The organism is Pseudomonas sp. A-R-19, from assembly GCF_019956575.1.
In the GTDB taxonomy this organism is placed as follows: domain Bacteria; phylum Pseudomonadota; class Gammaproteobacteria; order Pseudomonadales; family Pseudomonadaceae; genus Aquipseudomonas.
The window spans coordinates 98,800-120,562 of record NZ_JAHBDR010000031.1; the positions used below are offsets into that span (position 1 = coordinate 98,800).

General features: G+C 56.7%; 15 protein-coding genes. 9 read left to right on the forward strand and 6 right to left on the reverse strand.

What is annotated here, in order from left to right; translation table 11 throughout:
* Positions 1 to 84: 84 nt before the first annotated feature.
* A complete protein-coding gene (locus KGA88_RS02885) occupies positions 85 to 4,383 on the reverse strand; it encodes a hypothetical protein (RefSeq protein ID WP_223588809.1) in 4,299 nt (1,432 codons plus the stop codon).
* A 196-nt stretch (positions 4,384 to 4,579) separates the two neighbouring features.
* Between KGA88_RS02885 and KGA88_RS02890 the strand changes: the two genes are divergently transcribed.
* From KGA88_RS02890 to KGA88_RS02900, 3 genes are all read left to right on the forward strand, one after another.
* Positions 4,580 to 5,635: a tetratricopeptide repeat protein gene (locus KGA88_RS02890; protein WP_223588811.1), complete on the forward strand. Its 1,056-nt coding sequence runs from the start codon at positions 4,580 to 4,582 to the stop codon at positions 5,633 to 5,635.
* A gap of 113 nt (positions 5,636 to 5,748) precedes the next feature.
* Complete coding sequence (locus tag KGA88_RS02895; RefSeq protein ID WP_223588814.1) at positions 5,749 to 7,251, forward strand: ATPase domain-containing protein; 1,503 nt, start codon at positions 5,749 to 5,751, stop codon at positions 7,249 to 7,251.
* A complete protein-coding gene (locus KGA88_RS02900; RefSeq protein ID WP_223588816.1) occupies positions 7,248 to 8,918 on the forward strand; it encodes a response regulator in 1,671 nt (556 codons plus the stop codon). The genes KGA88_RS02895 and KGA88_RS02900 overlap by 4 nt, the downstream gene beginning before the upstream one ends.
* A 4-nt stretch (positions 8,919 to 8,922) precedes the next feature.
* Here the strand turns inward: KGA88_RS02900 and KGA88_RS02905 are convergent, their stop codons facing one another.
* The 5 genes from KGA88_RS02905 to KGA88_RS02925 all read right to left on the reverse strand — a co-directional run bounded on the left by KGA88_RS02905 (position 8,923) and on the right by KGA88_RS02925 (position 15,467).
* Positions 8,923 to 9,300: a response regulator gene (locus tag KGA88_RS02905; protein WP_110658431.1), complete on the reverse strand. Its 378-nt coding sequence runs from the start codon at positions 9,298 to 9,300 to the stop codon at positions 8,923 to 8,925.
* A gap of 77 nt (positions 9,301 to 9,377) precedes the next feature.
* Positions 9,378 to 10,559 (reverse strand): hybrid sensor histidine kinase/response regulator, encoded by a 1,182-nt coding sequence (locus KGA88_RS02910; RefSeq protein ID WP_223588818.1) that lies wholly within the window; start codon positions 10,557 to 10,559, stop codon positions 9,378 to 9,380.
* A complete protein-coding gene (locus tag KGA88_RS02915; protein WP_110658433.1) occupies positions 10,553 to 11,146 on the reverse strand; it encodes a chemotaxis protein CheB in 594 nt (197 codons plus the stop codon). Before KGA88_RS02915 ends, KGA88_RS02910 begins: the two co-directional genes overlap by 7 nt.
* Positions 11,143 to 11,976, reverse strand: coding sequence for a CheR family methyltransferase (locus tag KGA88_RS02920; RefSeq protein WP_223588820.1), 834 nt, complete (start codon positions 11,974 to 11,976; stop codon positions 11,143 to 11,145). The genes KGA88_RS02915 and KGA88_RS02920 overlap by 4 nt, the downstream gene beginning before the upstream one ends.
* Positions 11,976 to 15,467 (reverse strand): response regulator, encoded by a 3,492-nt coding sequence (locus KGA88_RS02925; RefSeq protein ID WP_223588822.1) that lies wholly within the window; start codon positions 15,465 to 15,467, stop codon positions 11,976 to 11,978. Before KGA88_RS02925 ends, KGA88_RS02920 begins: the two co-directional genes overlap by 1 nt.
* A 258-nt stretch (positions 15,468 to 15,725) precedes the next feature.
* On the opposite strand from KGA88_RS02925, the gene KGA88_RS02930 reads away from it, so the two are divergent.
* The 6 genes from KGA88_RS02930 to KGA88_RS02955 all read left to right on the forward strand — a co-directional run bounded on the left by KGA88_RS02930 (position 15,726) and on the right by KGA88_RS02955 (position 21,625).
* Entirely contained in the window at positions 15,726 to 16,088 is a 363-nt protein-coding gene (locus KGA88_RS02930; RefSeq protein WP_110658436.1) for a response regulator, read from the forward strand.
* 73 nt (positions 16,089 to 16,161) lie between these two features.
* On the forward strand, positions 16,162 to 17,454 hold the full coding sequence (locus KGA88_RS02935; RefSeq protein WP_223588825.1) for a glycosyltransferase: 1,293 nt from the start codon (positions 16,162 to 16,164) through the stop codon (positions 17,452 to 17,454).
* A gap of 189 nt (positions 17,455 to 17,643) precedes the next feature.
* The gene (locus tag KGA88_RS02940) at positions 17,644 to 18,549 is read left to right on the forward strand and encodes a phospholipase (protein ID WP_223588827.1); all 906 of its coding nucleotides are present in this window, start codon (positions 17,644 to 17,646) and stop codon (positions 18,547 to 18,549) included.
* 150 nt (positions 18,550 to 18,699) lie between these two features.
* Complete coding sequence (locus KGA88_RS02945) at positions 18,700 to 19,605, forward strand: AraC family transcriptional regulator (RefSeq protein ID WP_110660329.1); 906 nt, start codon at positions 18,700 to 18,702, stop codon at positions 19,603 to 19,605.
* Between the two features lie 97 nt (positions 19,606 to 19,702).
* Positions 19,703 to 20,122, forward strand: a complete 420-nt coding sequence (locus KGA88_RS02950) for a hypothetical protein (RefSeq protein WP_110660328.1) — start codon at positions 19,703 to 19,705, stop codon at positions 20,120 to 20,122.
* Positions 20,123 to 20,314: 192 nt separating this feature from the next.
* On the forward strand, positions 20,315 to 21,625 hold the full coding sequence (locus KGA88_RS02955) for an ABC transporter substrate-binding protein (protein WP_223588830.1): 1,311 nt from the start codon (positions 20,315 to 20,317) through the stop codon (positions 21,623 to 21,625).
* The last annotated feature ends 138 nt before the right edge of the window (positions 21,626 to 21,763 follow it).

The following is a 21,763-nucleotide window of genomic DNA, read 5'->3' on the forward strand; positions in this document are numbered from 1 at the left end:
ATGCCTGTCGAGGTATCTCATGCAAGCGTAGTCACAGCTTTGGGCTCTCGACAGGTTTGAGTGGCTTCAAAACCTGGCCGGCAATTACACCGCTGGTTTCGCCGCCGAAGTGACGTTTACAAACCTTACCAACGGTTTTACCAAGCCGTGGACAGCGCCGTCCATGATGGGAACGCTGTTACGAATGGCTTCCTGCAACGCATGCGGATTTGGCCAAAACTTATTGAGTTTGTCATAAGCACCCAGCACTCTCGATCCTGGAATTTTTTCCCCAAAGTTAATCTCCAACGGTTTAGAACCCAATTCTATTGGCGGTCGGTCGGCGTAGTTACGATTCGCATACAAATCAAAACCCGGTGTGCCCCTGGCATCGATAACGTATGTGATTCCCCCCTCTGGTCTCCCCGCACCATAGTGATGCGCGCCTGCGCCTCCTTCGGAAAGATAAGGAGATGTTGAAATTCCTCGACCATCCCAGTCTGCTTGATTTTTTCCGCCGCCAAAACCACCCTTCATGCCGTTCACTTGTTTCACATTTTTAATCGGATGGGTTAATTCGAAGCCATGTTCAAAAGCATATTCCGCGTTTTCTTTAAAAGTAGGCATCCCGTTGCGAAACTTTTCACCACGCAAAAGAAAACCCTCATGAACATAACCAGATTGAGGATTGGCGAAATATCTAACGCCCGTTTGTTTCGCTAGTTTTTCCGCTACGCGCGGCCCATCAGCCAGGTGATTCAATTTATCAATAACGTTATGATTTCGGAATTTTCGGTCCCTCAAAGCCTGGATTTTTGAACTACTCCTCACTTTGGCAGGTATCCATTTCGGTATATCGTTAAACTGTTTAGCCAAGCTGCGAGGAATGCGCTTCAAGTCCAGTATTTCCAAAACTTTATGTGTAATCTTCGAATTCGCCACCTTGGTAAAGGCGCTACCTAATAATTTGCTCGCCAAGGGGCCGGCAAAGTCCATAATCACGCCCCTCATTGCATTTTTTTCATGAAGTTCCCTGGTTGCGGGATCATCAGCCAGGATGGCACGTACGGCGTCCGTTCCTGTTGATGGCAAGCCTAGAAGGAAAGCTCCCGCAGCACGAGTCGCCGCGGATACAGGCACTCCAGCAACCGGTACGAAACCTACGGCGATGGAAAGTGCAACGAGTAACTTGCCCGCAGCATCCAGCGCTCCGTCCGCTAAACGCTCCCAACCTGTTGATACCAACGCGTCCACGTCCGATAGAACCTTATCAACCTGCACTTTATAGAGCGTTTCAATAATATTTTCATCCGGATGGCCGCTTGGTACGAGTGGTTCATAAGACCAATAATAACGCCCCCCCTCTTTAAAGGCCCACTGTGGTTCGTAATCGGCATCCACACGACCATAACTTTCTTCAATCCTTATTCGATCCGCAATGTCTTTCTTCAAATCACTAGGAACAAAGGCTTTTTCTTCACCTTCTGCCCAGCTCTTCGGCACCTCGACAACTTTGCGTTCATTCAATAAAACCAATAACCCATAACCAGATTTGCCAGAAAGATAAATCGCATCGCTCAATGGCCATCGCTCCCTTCTTTCCTTAGAGTTCGCGAAGACAAGTTCCCCGTGAAGATCGCCACTCAAAAAATCATTCGCGATGGTGGCGCCTTCCGCAGAACGCGTCTCAGTCTTTAAGTAGCTATCTAGCGCGAATTCCACGTCTTTTTCTTTTTTTAACCTCCATAGCGCAGCGACATCCGGACGATTGATTACCTCATTGATCAGTTTTTTGTAATCGTCCTGGAAATTTGCCGAGGAAATGGCGTCTTTTAATTCCGATGACATACCTTGCGGCCACGCGACCTCAACCCGTTCGTTAAATGAACTTCCCCTTAAATGAGCATCAATGCACACCTCCGCCAGAGTGAATTTTTTTACTTCAATACTGAACGGAGGAAGCGAAAATGGTTTTACGCTTGTATAAACAACGTTGACAGACGTATTGGCTGTAATTCCTGCCGCTTTATCCCGCAAAGAGCTGTGTTCAGCGAATAGATTGCTGATGGAGGCGGCGAGAAACTTGTAGGGGTCCGAGATTTTCTGAGCAGCCTCAAATGTGGCAATGACTTTTTGCGCCGCTTGATCGACTGTTACACCCGGAGCAATTTCCTCATCAGGCTGTTGCACGGGAGTGACTTCCTGCAACCGTCGATTCGACGCATCAACGACTGCTTTCGCTATGATAATGCGTATAAATACTCCCTTAGGCCCCACGTTGACCTCTACGTCGCGTTTATTACGAACGCCGGCCATTTCCTCGCTGTCCCGAAACGGGTTGGCAAATACCTGTGCTTCCATAACATTTTCATCATCCAGGTCATCCTCCGACTCGCCTTCAACATCTGAAGTCGATAGCTCCATCATTTCTGCGAGCATGGACTGATAAGTCATGTCGGGCATATCCGGAAAGGATTGTTGTAGAAGCTCCTCTACGTCCTCTATCAATTGTGGATCGTCGACCGGATCCAGGTACTCGGACTGGCTGACACGCTGCGCAATCTCGGCCGCAAAATCTGGTTGTTCCTCAAATAGGTCCTCTACATCCTCAAGAATAGCTTCATAGATAAGCGCGGCTTCATCAGGCATGACCTCAAGCTCGGGTGCTCCTATCCGGGAAGGATCAATTATTTCAGGCACAGGCTGAAACCAGTTGGTGTAAAGACCGCTGATTCCCATGAACGCCGCGAAGATGCCCACGGCACTACGCGGATGGCGCTCGATCAAATCACCCGTTCGGCTTATTACGGCAGCACCCGTGCTGATCAAAGTCCCACTCATCCTGCTGAGCCACTCACCCAGTTGCTGTCTCAGCGCCTCCATATCGGGTGTGCGGCTCCATATCGCACTGGCGTGAGAATGCTCGACTGCTGGGTTGTCTACCCGAATCTTCAGTGGGTCGAGCATGACTACAACCTTCTCTAGCTCACTGGCATAGGCGGTATTCCAGGGCGTGATGGTGTTGATGAGCCAGGTTGCAACCTCGTCGACTTGCGCGGCGAATTGCGCTGGCGAGATCTGGTTCATGAGGCTTTGAGTAACAACGTCTGGATGCTCGGGTGCTGGAGTGAATGATCGGGAAGGAAGATCAGTTGCACCATTTTTCCAGGCGTGGCCGCCCGGTTCGGATCTCCTCGAGTGACTGCCGGGCTCAGGATTGGGACGGGATGTTGAAATGTGGCTACTGTCCAGCCTCAGTAGGCGGGCAGTATTCAGCGCATTGCACACGTATAAAAGCTTGCCAACGAATCCTTCAGGCACTCTCGGGCCTTTCGTGGAGACTGCTGTGTAAAAGTCCGCGTTGCGCTCAATGGTCTGCAAGTGCGACAGCAGGGTTGGCCCACGCTCATCTGAGGCGCGCGCATCTTGCACTTTTGTCTGATTCAACAGGGCCCATAACGTCCCGGCGCCCTGAGAAAAACTATCGAGCCAACTGGGGCCGACGATCCACTCGAACCAAGTCGGCTTAATGACTTCGACGGGGCTGATTTGTGCGAGAACAGCTTCGACAGTCTTCGCAAACCCATCGGGCCAGCGAACGCGCGCCACTTGCGATGGATTCTTGAGTTCGTGAATGAAATCGCGCAATGCCTCGTGCGCGTTGTGGGGCGTGGGGCGTACCTTGGACAGGTCTTCAAGCATCAACAGTTTGCCATCAAGCGCGCCATCACTTGGGCGAATACAGGTCCGGGCTTGTTTGGCGATCTGCTTGATTGCTTCCCATAGCTCATCCTGCACTAACTCATTGTTTGCAATCCGCTCATCCCGCTGTGCACTTGAACGATTCAAATGGGACTGGATGAACCCGGTCACGCCCTCCCCGTTTTGCCCACTTGGAAACCTGATATTTTCTCCCAACGCTGTTTGCCACTGACTCGGCGGTAGATCGCAAATTACTTTAACGATGACTTGCAGCCGACTTTTTGTCAGCTCCCCAACCGGACGAATCGAGCGCAACATCGCGTCAGCAAGTAATCCGGCAAGGACCTGGCCTGTCTTTGTTTGCAAGATACCGCTGCTGAGAATGTCCAGCATTTCCTGCTCCGACAGCGTTGTCGTTCTCAAATGCTCTGTGAGCGCAGACCACGCCCGATCGAGACCTGCCTGATCGAGACCTGCCTGATTGGCAAAATCTGCAGAAGATTGGAATGTCGGACCTGCCAATACCGGTGGCGGCAAGTCAGCATTCGATCTTGTGGCGTTTTGTAATAAGCGCAGGATCTCAGGGTTATTCCTGGCCCTTGAAAACTCATGGGAGAGTCGGGTTTCGGGTCGATTATCGTTAACCTGAAAATGTGCAGTCGAAGAGCCCGCGGCAGAGGTTACGTTACGAAAAGGTGGCATTGTTTTTTCCGTGGGTGCTGGACATTTCCATCCAGCTTAAACACCCGTCTCCGGCACAACTTTTAAAAAACGCTTATTGAGTCGTTCTATCAGGGGACCGGCCAAGGTCGCATTCACCCAACTCAACGTTTGACTCACAGCCTTGCCTGACCGAAGCTGGCAACTTTGCCAAAGCTTGCCAGCTTCCGGATTCTGCATGCCCAAGTCCCGCCGCAACCTGCTCATCAGTCTCTCTATCCTGTTCGCCATCGGCCTTGCGTGGTATTCCCTGCGCGATACCACCCCGGCGGTGCCCGAAGCCATCAAGCATGGTTACAGCGAAGCGCTGGCGGCTGCCCGGGCCGGTCAACCGGGTGCCGCGCGGGTGCTGTATCAGCAATTGGGTCGCCCGGACCTGTCGCCCAAGCGGCGCGTCTGGCTGCATGCCGAACTGCCGAATTATCCAAGCTCGGTGGCCCTGAAACTGGCGGACGCCGACTTGCAGAACGAGTCGCCCGAAGTGCGTATCGCCGCGATCAAGAGCATCAGCGCTCTGGTACCGAACGGCCAGCGCAGTCTGTTGCTGGGGCCATTGCTCGATGACAGCGAACAAAGCGTTCGACTGGCCGCAATCAACGCGCTGCTGGGGTTGTCCCCGGATGACCTGGGGTTGTATTTCGGGCCGCTGGAGCAAGCCATCGACGCCTGGGAACAAGTGCTCAAGAGCGAGCCGCAAAGCGCCGACAATCAGTACCAACTGGCCCGACTGCACCTGCACAACGCCGAGCTCAAGGAAGCGCAACAGGCGCTGGACAACACCCTGCGCCTGGCCCCGGACAACCTGCCGGCGCTGGTGCTGCAAATCGAAGTGCTGGATAAACAGGGCCAAAACGACGCCGCCCGGCAGCTGTTGGCCAAACAACTCCAGGCGCAACCCGACTCGGCCTATCTGCAACATGCCCTGGGGCTCTGGCTGCTGCATCACGACCAAAGCGAATTCGCCCTGCTCGGCCTGTCCAAAGCCGTTGAACTTGAGCCGAACAACCGCGATTACCGCTACGACCTGGCGACCACGTTGCACGGTGAGCAGGAGCTCGAAGCGGCGCAGAATCAGTTGCAGGAAATCGTTCAGCGCCATCCGAACGATCGCAAGGCCCGGGTGCTGCTGATCAATTACTGGAAGGAAAGCGGGCAGCTGCAAAACGTGCAGATCCTCTCGGCCCAGCTCGAACAAATGAACCCCGATGATCCGGCGCTGCAACAGGGGCTCTGACCCCGACTGACATTTCGTTGAACCGTCGTCCCGGCCAAGGGTCAAGTGAAAAGGCAGCCTAACGCCATGTTTCCCATGGCTGCCTCGTTCCCAGGCCAGGAGAGGACACTCATTTGTCTCTATTCAACGAATTGAACTTTACCAAGGCAGCCACCGGTATCGAAGGTCTTGACGATATCCTCAATGGCGGACTGTCTCGCGGTCATGTGTTTTTGCTGGAAGGCGAACCTGGCACCGGCAAGACCACCGTGGCGTTGCATTTCCTGTTGGCAGGTGCGCAAGCCGGTGAACGTTCGTTGTACATCACGCTGTCCGAAACCGAACGCGAGCTGCGCCAGGGCGCCTTGTCCCATGGCTGGGAGATGGATGACAACGTCCATATCTTCGAGCTGACGCCCCCGGAAAGCCTGCTCAATGCCGAACAGCAGCAGTCGCTGCTCTATTCCTCCGACCTTGAATTGGGCGAAGCCACCCGCCAGATCTTCGAAGTGGTCGAACGGGTCAAACCGACCCGGGTTGTGCTGGACAGCCTTTCCGAGATTCGCCTGCTGGCGCAAAGCTCGCTGCGCTATCGCCGGCAGATCCTGGCGATCAAACACTATTTCGTGCGGTACGACGCCACGGTGCTGCTGCTCGATGACCTGACCACCGAGTCCCTGGACAAAACCGTGCACAGCGTCGCCCACGGCGTGATTCGCCTGGAAGAGTTGACGCCAAACTATGGCGCCGAACGACGTCGCATCCGCGTGGTGAAGTACCGCGGCCAGAAATACCGGGGCGGCTTTCATGACTTCACCATCATGGCCGACGGCGTACATGTCTTCCCGCGCCTGGTGGCCGCCGAACATCGCGGTCAATACCTGCGCCAGCAATTGACCAGCGGCATCCGCGAAATGGATTCGCTGCTGGGCGGCGGGATCGAAACCGGTTCCAGCACCTTGATTCTCGGTCCGGCCGGTACCGGCAAATCGCTGATCTCCATGGTGTTCGCCGCCGCGGCCGTGGCCCGGGGTGAAAAAGCCGCACTGTTCATTTTCGATGAAGAGATGGGGTTGCTGTTCGAGCGCATGAAGAACATCGGCATCGATTTGCAGGTCCTGCAAGACAGCGGCAATTTGCTGATCGAACAAGTGGACGCGGCGGAACTCTCTCCCGGCGAGTTCTCCCACCGGGTCCGGCGCTGTGTCGACGACGGTAATATCAAAACCGTGGTGATCGACAGCATCAATGGCTACCAGGCGGCAATGCCGGAAGAGAACGCCCTGGTGCTGCACATGCACGAGTTGCTGCTGTACCTCAATCGCAAGGGCGCCGCGACCTTCATGACGGTTGCCCAGCATGGCCTGGTCGGTGACATGCAGGCCCCGGTCGACATCACTTACCTGGCCGATACGGTCATTCTGCTGCGTTATTTCGAAGCACTGGGCAAGGTGCGCCGGGCGATTTCGATCATCAAGAAACGTACCGGCAGCCATGAATCGACTATCCGGGAATACCGCATCAGCGCCCAGGGCATGACCATCGGTGAACCGCTGGAAGCCTTCCAGGGCGTGTTGCGTGGCGTCCCCACCTATCTTGGGGCCAGCAAACCGTTGCTCGCGGACGAGATCCGGTGACGGTCATGCAAGCGACGCCCGAACACGCAATCATCCTTGCACCACGAGGGCGCGACAGCCAGTTAGCCCTGATGATGCTCAACGAGGCCGGGGTTCACGGGGTGATCAGTCGCGACCTGCCAGGGTTGTGCGCCGAACTGGAACTGGGGGCCGGCCTGCTGCTGATCTCCTCCGAGGCACTGCTCGGTGGTGATCTGGAACCGCTGATCCGCTTGATCGAACAGCAGCCCGCATGGTCGGACCTGCCGATCGTATTGATGACGCACCATGGCGGCCCACAACAGAACCCGGCATCACGCTTCGGCCCGCAATTGGGCAACGTGACCTTCCTCGAACGTCCTTTTCACCCGGTCACGCTGATCAGCCTGGTCACCACGGCCCTGCGCGGGCGTCGACGGCAGTACGAAGCCAGGGATCGGCTGATTGACCTGAGCCAGAGCGAACTGCGCCTGCAAAACACCCTTGAAACCCTTGAACAGCAAGTGGAAGAGCGCACTGCGCAACTTCGCCACAACGAAGAAGCGTTGCGCCAGTCGCAGAAAATGGAAGCCGTCGGCCAGCTCACCGGCGGTATCGCCCACGACTTCAACAACATGCTGACCGGCATCATCGGCAGCCTCGAGTTGTTGCGTCGACGCCTGGCCCGGGGGCGAACCGAAGACCTCGACAGCCTGATCGATCTGGGGGTGACTTCAGCCAACCGCGCGGCGGGCCTGACTCACCGGCTGCTGGCGTTTTCCCGGCGGCAGTCGTTGGATTCGAAACCCGTGGAGATGAACACCCTGGTGATTTCCATGGGCGAACTGCTGCAACGCAGCATCAACGAAAGCATTCACCTGGACATGCAACTCGATGAGCAACTGTGGGTGGCCAAAGCCGATCCCAATCAACTGGAAAGCGCCCTGCTCAACCTGGTGATCAATGCTCGCGATGCCATGCCCAATGGCGGCAGACTGGTGGTCTCCACCTCGAACCAATGCCTCGACGAGGATTTCACTCAAGCACAAGGCAATCTCGATGCAGGGGATTACGTGGTGCTCAGCGTGACCGATACCGGCTGCGGTATGCCGCAAAGCATCATCAACCGCGTCTTTGATCCGTTCTTCACCACCAAGCCCATCGGCCAAGGCACCGGGCTGGGTTTATCCATGATCTATGGCTTCAGCAAGCAGTCGGGAGGTCACGTCGCCATCCACAGCGTCGTGGGCGAAGGCACCACGGTGAGCCTGTTTCTGCCGCGCTTTGGGGGTGACCTGCCCCAGGACCATCCGATCAACGTCGAATACCCGCCCTTCGCCAACAATGGCGAGACGGTGCTGATAGTCGAGGACGATCCGGCGGTGCGGGTGCTGGTCAGCACGGTGTTGAGCGAGCTGGGTTATACCTTCGTCGAGGCCTGTGATGGCGATAGCGCGGTACCGATCCTCGATTCGACCCAGCGCATCGACCTGCTGATCAGCGATGTCGGCCTGCCCGGCATGAATGGCCGGCAACTGGCGGAAATCGGCCGGCAACTGCGGCCCGACCTCCGGGTGCTGTTCATCACCGGCTACGCCGAGCATGCCGCGGTGCGCGGCGGGTTCCTCGATCCGGGCATGCAGATGATCACCAAGCCATTTACCTTCGACCTGTTGACGGCGAAGGTCAGGGAGATGCTCAGCGCCTGAACGCTTACGAAAGCATGTCCTGCATCAGCTCCTGCAATTTATCCAGATCGAACGGTTTGTCCAGGATCGGCGCCTTGCGGGTGATCGGGCTGTCGGTGTCACGGATTTCCTGGGCGTAGCCGCTGATGAAAATCACCTTGAGTTCCGGTCGCAGTTTCACGGCGGGCTCGGCGATCTGCACGCCGGAGATGCCGCCAGGCAAGCGGAAGTCGGTGATCATCATGTCCAGGTGCGGTTTGCTCGCCAGGATCTCAAAAGCCTGTTCGCCGTTTTCGGCCTGCAATACGCGGTAACCCTCGCCCGACAGATAAGCGGACAGCACCATCAGAATCGAGGGGTCGTCCTCGACGACGAGTACTACATCTTGTGCATCTTCGCTCATGGGAAGCCTTTGTTCGGTCAATTGCTGCTGATACGACCGTGAGGTCGATCAGAGGTTGCGTTTATCTGGCTGTTTTCCTACAGCTGCAGACAAACGCGAAACAAGGCGCCTTCGCCAATCCTGCTCTGGACCGTAATAGTACCGCCATGAGCGGCAACAATTTGTTCTGAAATAAACAAACCCAGGCCCAGTCCGGCGACGGCGTGCTTGGCCGATACGCGTTCGAATTGCTGGAATATGCGTTTCTGGTTTTCTTCGCTAATGCCGATCCCCTGGTCCTGCACGTCCACCAGCGCCTGGCCGCCTTCACTGTATACCTTCACCGAGATCGGGCTCTTGGCCCCGTAGCGCAAGGCGTTGGTCAGGAGGTTAGAAATGACCTGTTCAATACGAAACTCGTCCCAATTTCCGATCACCGGTTGTTCGGCATCGAGGGTGACCGATGTCTCGGCGGCGTCGATCTGCTGGGAAAAGTTGTGCAGCACATCGCGCACCAGCGTCGAAAGATCGAACCGCGTCGGCCGGATCGACAACTTTCCAATGCGAATGCGCGAAACATCGAGCATGTCTTCGATCAAGCGGATGAGGCTTTTGATCTGCCGCTCGTCGCGGTCGACCATGGCGTGCATCTTGTCCAGGGTGAAAGCCGCGGCGTTATCCCGGGCCAGGTGCATCTTGCGCAGCTGGGTTTCAAGGATCAGGCCGTTGAGCGGCGTGCGCACTTCGTGGGCGACGATGGACATGAAGTCATCGCGCATGCGCACCGCCTGCTCCAGTTCCAGCTGGGTGTTTTGCAGTTGCTTGAGCAGGGTTTCCTGATCGCGGCGACTTTCCTCAAGGGCCAGCACTTGTTCCTTCATCGCCTTGCTCTGGCGATACAGGTCGACGAACACATTGACCTTGCTCTTGACCGCGTGGATGTCCAGCGGTTTGTGCAGGAAGTCCACAGCGCCGCTTTCATAGCCCTTGAACGCGTAGTTCATTTCACGCCCGGCGGCACTGACGAACACGATCGGGATGTTCCGGGTTTTTTCCGTGCCACGCATCAATTCGGCCAGTTCGAAGCCATTCATGCCCGGCATCTGCACATCGAGGATGGCCATGGCGAATTCGTGTTGCAACAGCAATGACAAGGCTTCGTCGGCGGACAGCGCCTTGAACACGATCCGGTCCTCACGCTTGATCAGCGCTTCGAGCGCCAGCAGGTTCTCCGGCAGATCGTCGACGATCAGCAGTTTGGCCTTTATATGACTTAGCATGCGATTCGTTCCAGCTCGACAAGCAGACGGCCGATGCCGCGTACGGGAAGTATGTGGTCTGGCTGGTGCAGATCCAGTGCAGCCTGGGGCATGGTGGCGACCTGAGCCTCTTGCGGGTCTTGCACGATGGTCATGCCACCGTGCCGTTTGACCTGGGCCAGCCCGCGTGCGCCGTCGCGGTTGGCGCCGGTGAGCAATACCGCGGCCAGATTGGCGCCATACGCATCGGCGGCCGATTCGAACAGGTAATCGATGGCGGGTCGCGAATGATGCACTCGAGGCTCCAGGCTCAGGGAAAAGCTGCGGTCCCGCTCCACCGACAAGTGATAGCCCGGTGCAGCAAAATACAGCGTGCCGGCTTCCACCAGGGTCTTGTCGCACGCCTCCAGCACTGGCAGGGCAACCCGACGGGAAAACACGTCCGCCAGATGGCTGCGGCGCTCATCCGGCAAGTGCAGCACGACAATGATTGGCAGCGCGAAGCCTTCGCGCAGCGGCCCAAGGATGCTCAGCAGCGCCTCGACGCCACCGGCGGAGGCACCGATTACAATCGCTTCGATCGCTGGCAGACCCGTTGCACTGTTCATGATTTTCGGTAAATCCGTTCTTGTTTGACCAGCGGCTCGAACTGATCGCCGAAGGCTGAGAAATCCGGGGTTTCCTTGCTGCCCAACACCAGGAACCCGCGATAGCAGAGGGACTCATGAAACAATCCGAACGCCCGATCCTGAAGTTTTTTATTGAAGTAAATCAATACGTTACGACACGAAATTAATTGAGTTTCTGAAAACACGCTATCCGTCGCCAGGCTGTGATCGGCGAAAGTGACGTTCTCGCGCAGCGTCTTGTCGAAAATCGCGTAGCCATAGGCCGCCGTATAGTAGTCGGCAAACGAACACTGGCCACCGGTCTGCTGGTAATTAGCAGTGTAGGCGCGGACATTCTCCATCGAGAAAATCCCTTGCTTGGCTTTTTCCAGAGAACGCGGATTGATGTCGGTGGCGTAAATGATCGTGCGGTCGAGCAGGCCCTCCTCGCGCAGCAGAATGGCCATCGAATAGACCTCTTCACCGGTGCTGCATCCGGCGATCCAGATCTTGATCGAAGGGTAGGTTCGCAGCAGCGGCACCACTTCCTTGCGGATGGCCAGGAAGTGCGAGGGGTCGCGGAACATCTCGCTGACCGGGATGGTCAGCAATTGCAGCAGTTGCATGAACGCGGTGGGGTCGTGCAGGACTTTTTCCTGCAACGCCGAGATGGTGCTGCACTCGAACTGGCTCAACGCATGGTTGACCCGGCGCTTGATCGATGCGCCGGAGTAATCACGAAAGTCGTAGCTGTACTTGAGGTAGATCGCCTCGATCAACAACCGCAATTCGATTTCGCTGTTTCGCTCCACTGAAAAATTGCGCTCCACTAGATACGTTCCATCTTCGGTAACCACACACGAATCAGTGAAAACAGGCGATCCAGGTCAATGGGCTTGGCCAGGTAATCATTGGCGCCGGCCTGCAGGCAGCGCTCCTGATCGTCCTTCATGGCCTTGGCCGTCACCGCAATGATCGGCAGCTTGCGCCAGCGCGGGTCCTTGCGGATTTCAACGGTGGCTTCATAACCATCCATCTCCGGCATCATCACGTCCATCAACACCAGATCGATGTCTTCCACCTCATTCAATCGTTCAATCGCTTCGCGACCGTTGCGGCCAATGACCACGACTGCGCCCTTTTGCTCCAGCGCGCTGGTGAGGGCGAAAATGTTGCGTACATCGTCATCCACCAGCAGCACCCTGCGGCCCTCGAAGACCTTGTCGCGGCTGCGGGCGACTTTGAGCATCTTCTGCCGTTCATGGGACAACCGCGATTCGACTTTGTGCAGAAAAAGTGTCACCTCGTCCAGCAGTCGCTCCGGCGAGCGTGCACCCTTGATGATGATCGAGCGCGAATACTTGCGCAGTTCGGCCTCTTCATCCCGGGTCAGGTTGCGCCCGGTATAGACGATGACCGGCGGAAAGGAGCAGATGTCTTCGGTGGACATGCGCTTGAGCAAATCGTTGCCGAGCATGTCCGGCAATTTGAGGTCGATGATCATGCAATCGAAAACGGACGTGCGCAGCAGGTCCAGCGCCTCCTGAGCCAGGCCAACGGCAGTGATCTCTATGTCATCGTCGCCGATCAGGCGGGCAATGCTGTCGCGCTGCAAGTCGTCGTCCTCGACCAGCAGCACGCGCTTGACCTTCTGGGTCAGCTTGGCTTCAAGGCGCGCAAACACGTCCTTGAGTTCCTCGCGGGTGGTCGGTTTGACCGCATAGCCGATGGCACCCATGTGCATCGCCGCTTCGACCCGGTCTTCGACGGAAATCACGTGCACCGGGATGTGCCGGGTTTCGGCGTGTTCCTTCAGGCGCTGCAGCACGGTCAGGCCGGAATGATCCGGGAGGCGCATGTCCAGCAGGATCGCATCGGGGATGAACGCCTTGGCCAGGTCATAACCTTCATCGGCGCCGTGGGCCACCAGGCACTGATAACCCAGTTCATGCGCAAGGTCGTAGAGGATGTGCGCAAAGTTCGACTCATCCTCCACCACCAGAATGCAGCGGCCGGTAAACGGACCCTTGTTGCGATCGTCGTCAAACCGCGGAATGTCGACGTCGGCGATCAGTGGCGACAACGTGGGTGGCAATACACTTGGTGCAGCCGCCACGGGAGCCGCGCGCATCGGTTCGACAGGCACATCGCCCGGTTCCACGTACTGCTGAGGCAGCACCAGGGTGAACGCACTGCCCTGCCCCGGCGTGCTGGTCACGCTGATGGAGCCGCCGAGCAAGGCGGCCAGATCACGGGAAATCGACAAACCCAGCCCGGTGCCGCCATAACGCCGATTGGTGGTGCCATCGGCCTGCCGGAACGCTTCAAAGATGCTTTCGTGCTGATCCCGCTCTATGCCAATCCCGGAATCATGGATGCTGAACGCAATGCCGTCGTTCGGCGCCGTGGCGACGGACAGGCTGACAATACCGCTTTCAGTGAATTTCACGGCGTTGGACAGCAGGTTCTTCAGCACTTGCTCCAGGCGCTGGCGGTCGGTGAATAGCATCAGCGGCGCGCCGTCCCGCACATCGAGCTGGAAATCCAGCTGTTTGTCCGTGGCCAGGGGCTGGAACATTCCGCGCAGCCCCTCCACCAGACGCGTGACGCTGGTGTTCTCCGGACGGATTTCCAGCTTGCCGGCCTCGACCTTGGAAATGTCCAGAATGTCGTTGATCAGGTTGAGCAAGTCATTGCCGGCGCAATAGATCGAATCGGCGAACTTGACCTGCTCGGCGCTGAGGTTTCCCTCCGGGTTTTCCGCCAGCAGCTTGGCCAGAATCAACGAACTGTTCAGCGGCGTGCGCAGTTCGTGGGACATGTTGGCGAGGAATTCCGACTTGTACTTGCTCGAACGCTGCAATTCTTCTGCGCGATCCTCAAGCTGGATCTGGGCCAGATTGAGCTCGGTGTTTTTCAGGTCCATGGCGTCGCGTTGTTCGGCCAGGGCCAAGGCCTGCTCGGCGAGTTGTTCGTTGGTCTGCTCCAGTTCCACCTGCTGGGTCTCCAGGTGCGCCTGAGACTCCTTGAGAACCCGCGACTGTTCTTCGAGCTCTTCGTTGGCGGTCTTGAGCTCTTCCTGCTGTACCTGCAATTCTTCATTGAGTTGCTGGGTTTCGGCCAACACATCCTGCAAACGCTGGCGATAGCGTGCAGCTTCGATCGAGGTGCCGATGTTGCCGGCAATCAGTTCCAGCAATTCAATGTCACGGTCCATCAGTGGACGCAGAAAGCCCAACTCGATCACGCCATTGACCCGGTCGTCGTCGCTGGTCGGCACCACCAGCACACTGCGCGGCAAACCGTCACCGAGGCCGGAGCTGACCTTGAAATAATCCCCCGGAACCTCGTCCAGGCGAATCAGTCGTGCCTGCTGCGCCACCTGGCCGACAATGCCTTCGTCGCTGTAAATCTGCTGTTCACGCTCTTCTTGCTCACGAGAAAACCCGTAGGTGGCGATGCGCTTGAGGCCGCCGTGATCTTCGCGCACATAAATAGCCGCTACGGCCGTGCCGAGGTACTGCGCGCAGAATTGCAGGATGTTGCGTCCCAGCAGGTTCAAGCTCAACTGCCCCAGTACCTGCTCAGCGAGCTCGGTCTGACCGTTGCGCAGCCAGGCCTGTTGCTGCAGGCGATGGGCGCTGGCTTGTTGGGCCGCGAGATTGACGCTGTAGTTTTGCGAAAGATTGAGCAAATCGCGGCGCCCGACATACGCCAGCAAGCCGCTGACGCCGGCGATGAGCAACAGATAGAGGCTGATGCTCATGACCGTGGTGCGTCGCACCTCATCATTGCGCGATGCGCGTAGTTGCTGTTCGGTGTCGATCACTTCCTCGAACTGCTTGCGAATTTCATCGGTCAGGCGTTTGCCACGCCCGGCCTTGACCGCGGAGCGATAGTCACCGCTGCTGCGCTGCAAATCGATCATCGACTGCGCATAGCTGGTCCACTCCAACTGCAACGCCTGCAACCGCAGCAAGCGGTCGGTTTGCACCGGGTTATCGGCGGTCAACTCGAGCAAGGTATTGAGTGCCACGGCAACTCGCGGCTTGGCGGTTTCGTAGGGATCGAGGAAATGTTCGTCGCCACTGAGCAGGAAACCGCGCATCCCGGTTTCCAGGTCCACGGTCAGCTTGACCGCTTCATTGGCGTTATTGATCACCCGGTCGGTGTGTTCCACCCACTGGATCGTCGACAGCAGATAGGTGATCAGCGACACGAAGAACACGGCACTGATGACGCCCAGACCCAACGGCAGGCTGATGTTGCGGCTCAGGAGTTTACGAAATCGTTGCTCATCAACCGTGGACACAGAGGTCATGGGGCAGGCCTTGTCGAACTGTCAGGATGCAGGGAGTTTGCCCCAAAACTGGCACATTGATCCAATTTTCTGACATGTTTTCGCGCAAGGTCCTACATTGCGCTGCGCCCGCGCAAAGCGTCGGGTTATCCTAGCCTGACCTGCGCCAGGTTCTTTTTTGCATCGTCCTGGGAACTTGTCGGGATCCGCCACTTACTCATGCAATAAGCCGGCAATTTTCAACGACCGGCAACACCAATCTTTATCGGGAATTCCACTATGTCATCCGCCAACGCCCCCATCATCCTGGTCGTCGAAGACGATGCCATCGTGCGCATGCTGATCGTCGACGTACTGGAGGAATTGGAGTTCAAGGTACTGGAAGCCGATGGCAGCGAAGAGGCGCTGCTGAGGCTCAAGGACGTGAACCAGGACATCGACCTGATGATGACTGATGTTGGCCTGCCGGACATGGACGGCCGTGAACTGGCCACCCACGCCCGCACGATACGCCCCAACCTTCCCATCCTGTTTGCCAGCGGCTACGCCGAAAACATTGAAGTGCCTGAAGGCATGCACCTGATCGGCAAACCCTTCTCCATTGATCAGTTGCGCGACAAGGTCAAAAGCATTCTCGGGTGACCCTGTGCGCCCTGTGGTTTAATGCGCGCCTTTTTCGTCCCTGCCCTGTCTTCGCTTCAAGGAATTCCCGTACATGATTGAGCCCAACGCAACCAAAGTCCTGGTCATTGGTTACGTCTGGCCCGAGCCCCGCTCTTCCGCGGCCAGCGGGCATGTCATGCAAATTCTCGAGGTTTTTCTGCAACAGGGCTGGGACGTCACGTTCAGCAGCCCGGCGGGCTTCGGCGAGCAACGTGCAGACCTGACGGCGATGGGAATTCACGAAGTTCCCATCGAGCTGAACAACAGCAGTTTCGACACGTTCATCAGCGAACTGGCGCCGGACATCGTGCTGTTCGATCAATTCATGATGGAGGAACAGTTCGGCTGGCGTGTCGAGAAGCAGTGTCCCGATGCCTTGCGCGTGCTCGAAAGTTGCGACCTGCAAAGTCTCAGGCATGGTCGGCATCAACGCCTCAAGGAGCGTTTGAAGGCCAACGATGACAACAATGACTTCAGCGACCTGTTCGCCAAGGCGTCGCGAGAAGAATTCGAGCACATGGCCAATACCGATCTGGCGAAGCGCGAGATCGCCTCGTTTTTTCGCTGTGATTTGACGCTGATGGTTTCCGAGGTGGAAATCGAATTGCTGGTCGAGCAATTCAGGATTGCGCGCAGCCTGTTGCACTGGTGTCCATTGATGGTCGATCTTCCGACCCGTGCGCCAGTCGAGTACGAAGACCGGGCACACTTTCTGCATATCGGTAACTTTCGCCACGCACCCAACTGGGATGCCGTGCTCTGGTTGAAAACCGCTATCTGGCCGTTGGTTCGCGAGCAATTGCCCAGTGCTCAATTGCATATCTATGGTGCCTACACACCGCCCAAGGCGACCGCCCTGCATAACCCGACCCAGGGATTTCATGTGATGAACTGGGCCGAGGACGCCCTGCAGGTCATGTCGTCGACGCGGGTCTGCATGGCGCCCCTGCGTTTTGGCGCGGGCATCAAAGGCAAGATTGTCGATGCGATGCTCTGTGGTACACCGAATGTGACGACCCCGGTCGGTGCCGAAGCAATGCATGGCGACGAGGCGTGGCCCGGTGCAGTGACCCGTTCGGCCCGCGAATTCGCCGATCAAGCCGTGCAACTCCACAATGACAAGACGCGTTGGCTCCATGCCCAGGCGCACGCGCAAACCCTGCTTGCCAGCCGTTACCGCAAATCCGTGCATGGCCCGGCCTTGATCCAGCGGCTGGTCGAATGCCAGCGGGATCTGGCTAACATCAGGCGAGATAACTTTACCGGCAGCATGTTGCGCCATCACCACCACAAAAGTACTCAATACATGGCGCAATGGATTGAAGCGAAAAGCCGGGCTCAATGAATCACATAAAAAAACTTTACATAAAACCTAACTAACAACCTATTAACAATACGAAACAGCCTGCCACTCTTGCTTGAATCGCAAGAGTGGCTTTTCTATTTTCTGATTGCTATAAATTCCTCTCCACCAAATGCGATAAAGCATTTAGTTCACAAATAACCCTATCCAACCTCACTGCACGGACGCACCATGAACGACAATAACGAAACACGACCAAACTTTGAATATGGCAATTACGCCCCGACCCTCAACGACTGGATGAGTAACATTCCAGTCATTGATAATCTTACCCTCGGCGAGTTGATTCTGCCTGGCGCACACAACACCGGATCAGACAAGAACGGTAACTATATCTTGGCACCAGCCACGCACTGGGCAGTCTGCCAAAACGACTCGTTTTATTATCAACTGATAAACGGCGCCAGGGCATTCGACGTCAGACTTGAATTTGATATAAACGTCAGAAATGGCAACAACCACTTGCATTTTTACTTCCACCATAACGGCGTACGCTCCTATCGCGAGCTCTCTCAGCTAACTCAGGACGTCTCCAGTTTTCTAGTGGCTAATCCCGATGAGTTCATAATCCTCGACTTCCATAAACTGGATCGTGGAAATCGTCCATTTAACTTCAAGGAGTTCAGTGATCGCCTGGTAGGTGGTTTAGGCGAACTCATCATTCCTCTTGAACACAGCCGTAAGACGCTTGGAGAGTTGAAACGCATCAGCAAGACTCAACGGGTACTGCTCGCCGCCGATTATCACCCGGACCTGGACCCACAAGCCTTTGGCAGGAGTATTCAACACAAATGGAGCGGCACCGCCATCACCGATGTCCAATACCTCGAATCTTTTATTGGAACGGTCATGGCAAGTCCTCCGTCTTCAAGTTCCCCATGGTCTCTCTCTGCCACCGCTTACTCCGTCGCAGGGGGGCCGGTTAGCATCCCTAAAAAGCTGAATGATTGGTTCGATGTCAACAAACCATGGATTCACAAGTGCAGCATTATCAATGCGGATTTCTTTGAAGAGTCAAACCTGGTTCACCTCTGCCGTGCGGCAAACATAATGAAAGCCCAATCCCGCCTCAAGTAATAGCGGCCATGAGGCATTGGTTTGTTCGATGGGCAGAGTCAAAGCGGTTTACGGCCATGCCTTGCATGAGCGGGCAAACAGGCGGCAGTAGCATTTTTCACCCGGCTGAAGGCATGATCAGGACGGGATAACAACACAAGCGCCCCTGTCATGACCCGCACCGCCAGAGTTACCGATCCTTCCTATGAATTGATGGACGACCACAACGGCCTGTCCATCATTTACCGCCAGCATGGTTTTCCCTGCCCGCTGGTGCGCTGGCATTTCCACAAGGAGTACGAACTGCACCTGATCGTTGCCAGCTCAGGCAAGGTATTCATTGGCGACTACATCGGTAACTTCTATCCGCAGACACTGTTCCTGACCGGCCCCAATTTGCCCCACAACTGGATCAGCCAGGTGGCCGAGGACGAAGTGGTGCCCAAGCGCGACATGCTGGTCAATTTCACCGACGAGTTGTTCGACAGCGGCTATCAGGTATTCGCCGAACTCAAGGCCCTGGCGCCGTTGCTGGAACGCGCGCAGTACGGCATCGAGTTTCGCTGCAAGCACACGATCGGCAAGGCGATGGATCTGATGCAGCGCATCGCCGATACCACCGGTGCGACCCGTCTCGGGCACTTTTTCATTCTGCTGGAGTTGCTTGCGGCCACCGACGATTACCAATTGCTCTCGGGCGCCACGACCCCGCAACTGGCCGACGAGAACAACATCGACCGCACCAACCGCGCGGTGGATTACATTTTCGCCCATTACGCCCGGGACTTGACGCTGGAAGAGGTCGCCGAACACCTGGGCATGAAACCTACGTATTTCAGCCGGGTATTCAAGCAGGCCACCGGGCGCAATTTCATCGAATTCGTCAATCGCCTGCGCATCAGCAAGTCCTGCGAGTTGCTGGCCGATGGCGACAAGCCGGTGACCGATGTTTGCTTCGAATCGGGCTTCAACAATATTTCCAATTTCAACCGGCGCTTCCAGCAACTCAAGGGCATGACGCCTTCGCACTACCGGCGGCTGGTGGTGCAGCGGCTGACCGAGCAAAACCAGGGATAGCCACTGGTCGGAACTGGTAGTTTCGACAGTGGTTTGGTCGTGATGGGTTATCCATGCTCTCGCGGCAACCCAGCCATCCACATCGAGACCTCAAACCATGTGCCCCAAGTCTTCGCAAGACTCCGTCACTCCAACAAACATCAACGAGAACGCACGCTTCGACACGCCGGGAGAAACCCGGGGCTGGACGGGCGAAGGTGAAATAAAACGTGATGACATCGTCAACAAGCACTGCTGGTTTTCAACCGATGTCCAGCGCAATTTTGGGCAGCAGCTGTCGCCGTCGGTTGGTGTCCGGGTGCTGATCCGCCTGCGCGGTCTTTTTCCCGGCGAAACATTGATCGCTACGCATCCCGCAGGTGTCCGCGAGATCACGGGACTGCCCTTTCGAGATCAAAACTTGTATGTGATTGAAGGTGCCAGAGCCGATGCGAATGGAGGTTTCTTCGTGCAGTTTAGATTGGCCACCAGACAAACCATGTCGATTGAGTCGATCCAGGTACTAGCGCCGGTGTGAGGGACGCAAAGCACGGACCAGCATTTCAGCAATACTCCTTCAGTGCAAAATAGTATCAGTCAAAGTGCTGCCAACGCTTTGTCATCGTCCGTATTGAAGGTTGTAATCAGTGCACATTCTTCCCTTCGCAGGAAGACACAAAAACAATAACTGTCCTTCTGTAACCCACCGGGTGCAGAAAAGGAGTGCACGATGCAACCTTCGGTAAAAGCCCTGCTTGCCCTCACCTGCATGACCCTCAGCAGCGTCAGTCTTGGCGCCCAGACCCTGACCATCGCCACCGTCAACAACAGCGACATGATCCGCATGCAGAAGCTCTCGAAAACCTTCGAGGCCGAGCATCCTGACATCAGGCTCAATTGGGTGGTGCTCGAAGAAAACGTCCTGCGCCAGCGCCTGACCACCGACATCGCCACCCAGGGCGGGCAGTTCGATGTGCTGACCATCGGCATGTACGAAGCGGCACTCTGGGGCGCCAAGGGTTGGCTGGAGCCGATGAAGGACTTGCCGGCCAGCTATGCCCTCGACGATGTGTTCCCGTCGGTGCGTGAAGGCCTTTCGGTCAAGGGCTCGCTGTACGCCCTGCCGTTCTACGCCGAAAGCTCGATCACCTACTACCGTACCGACCTGTTCAAGGACGCTGGCCTGAGCATGCCAGAGCGTCCGACCTGGGAGCAGATCGGCGACCTCGCGGGCAAACTCACCAACAAGGATAAAGAGCAGTACGGCATCTGCCTGCGCGGCAAGGCCGGCTGGGGTGAGAACATGGCGTTGATCAGCACTGTTGCCAACGCCTATGGCGCGCGTTGGTTCGATGAACAGTGGCAGCCGGAATTCAACGGCCCCGAATGGAAAAACGCGCTGACCTTCTACGTCGATACCATGAAGAAATCCGGTCCGCCGGGTGCGTCGAGCAACGGTTTCAACGAGAACCTGGCACTGTTCAACAGTGGCAAATGCGCGATCTGGGTCGATGCCAGCGTCGCCGGCTCGTTCGTTACCGACAAGACCCAGAGTAAGGTCGCCGATCACGTCGGTTTCACCTATGCGCCGCATCAGGTTACCGACAAGGGCTCGGCCTGGTTGTACTCCTGGGCCCTGGCCATTCCCACCAGTTCCAAAGCCAAGGACGCGGCGAAAATTTTCAGCGCCTGGGCCACGTCCAAGGAATACGGGGCACTGGTCGCGGAAAAAGACGGCATCGCCAACGTACCACCGGGCACGCGGGCCTCGACCTACAGCGAGGCGTACATGAACGCCGCGCCGTTCGCCAAGGTCACCCTGGAGTCGCTCAAAGCCGCGGACCCAAGCAAGCCGGGCGCCAGGCCGGTGCCTTACATCGGGATTCAGTTGGTGACCATTCCCGAGTTCCAGGGCATTGGTACCCAGGTCGGCAAATCCTTCTCGGCGGCGCTGATCGGCCAGACCACGGTCGACCAGGCCCTGGCGGCGGCCCAGCAAACCACTGAACGCGAAATGAAGCGCGCGGGTTATCCCAAGTAGCCCCGTATCCAATGTGGGAGCGGGCTTGCTCGCGAAAGCGGTATTCCAATCGCAAAAGCTGTGTCGGATGTACTGGCCTCTTCGCGAGCAAGCCCGCTCCCACGGTTGATCTTCATATGCCTGTAAATAATCGGTTTT

Coding starts and splice junctions, on each gene's coding strand:
- KGA88_RS02890 (WP_223588811.1), top strand. CDS start 4,580: ATGCCCAAGTCCCGCCGCAACCTGCTCATCAGTCTCTCTATCCTGTTC.
- KGA88_RS02950 (WP_110660328.1), top strand. CDS start 19,703: ATGTGCCCCAAGTCTTCGCAAGACTCCGTCACTCCAACAAACATCAAC.
- KGA88_RS02945 (WP_110660329.1), top strand. CDS start 18,700: ATGACCCGCACCGCCAGAGTTACCGATCCTTCCTATGAATTGATGGAC.
- KGA88_RS02925 (WP_223588822.1), bottom strand. CDS start 15,467: ATGACCTCTGTGTCCACGGTTGATGAGCAACGATTTCGTAAACTCCTG.
- KGA88_RS02940 (WP_223588827.1), top strand. CDS start 17,644: ATGAACGACAATAACGAAACACGACCAAACTTTGAATATGGCAATTAC.
- KGA88_RS02885 (WP_223588809.1), bottom strand. CDS start 4,383: ATGCCACCTTTTCGTAACGTAACCTCTGCCGCGGGCTCTTCGACTGCA.
- KGA88_RS02910 (WP_223588818.1), bottom strand. CDS start 10,559: ATGCTAAGTCATATAAAGGCCAAACTGCTGATCGTCGACGATCTGCCG.
- KGA88_RS02905 (WP_110658431.1), bottom strand. CDS start 9,300: ATGAGCGAAGATGCACAAGATGTAGTACTCGTCGTCGAGGACGACCCC.
- KGA88_RS02915 (WP_110658433.1), bottom strand. CDS start 11,146: ATGAACAGTGCAACGGGTCTGCCAGCGATCGAAGCGATTGTAATCGGT.
- KGA88_RS02930 (WP_110658436.1), top strand. CDS start 15,726: ATGTCATCCGCCAACGCCCCCATCATCCTGGTCGTCGAAGACGATGCC.
- KGA88_RS02955 (WP_223588830.1), top strand. CDS start 20,315: ATGCAACCTTCGGTAAAAGCCCTGCTTGCCCTCACCTGCATGACCCTC.
- KGA88_RS02935 (WP_223588825.1), top strand. CDS start 16,162: ATGATTGAGCCCAACGCAACCAAAGTCCTGGTCATTGGTTACGTCTGG.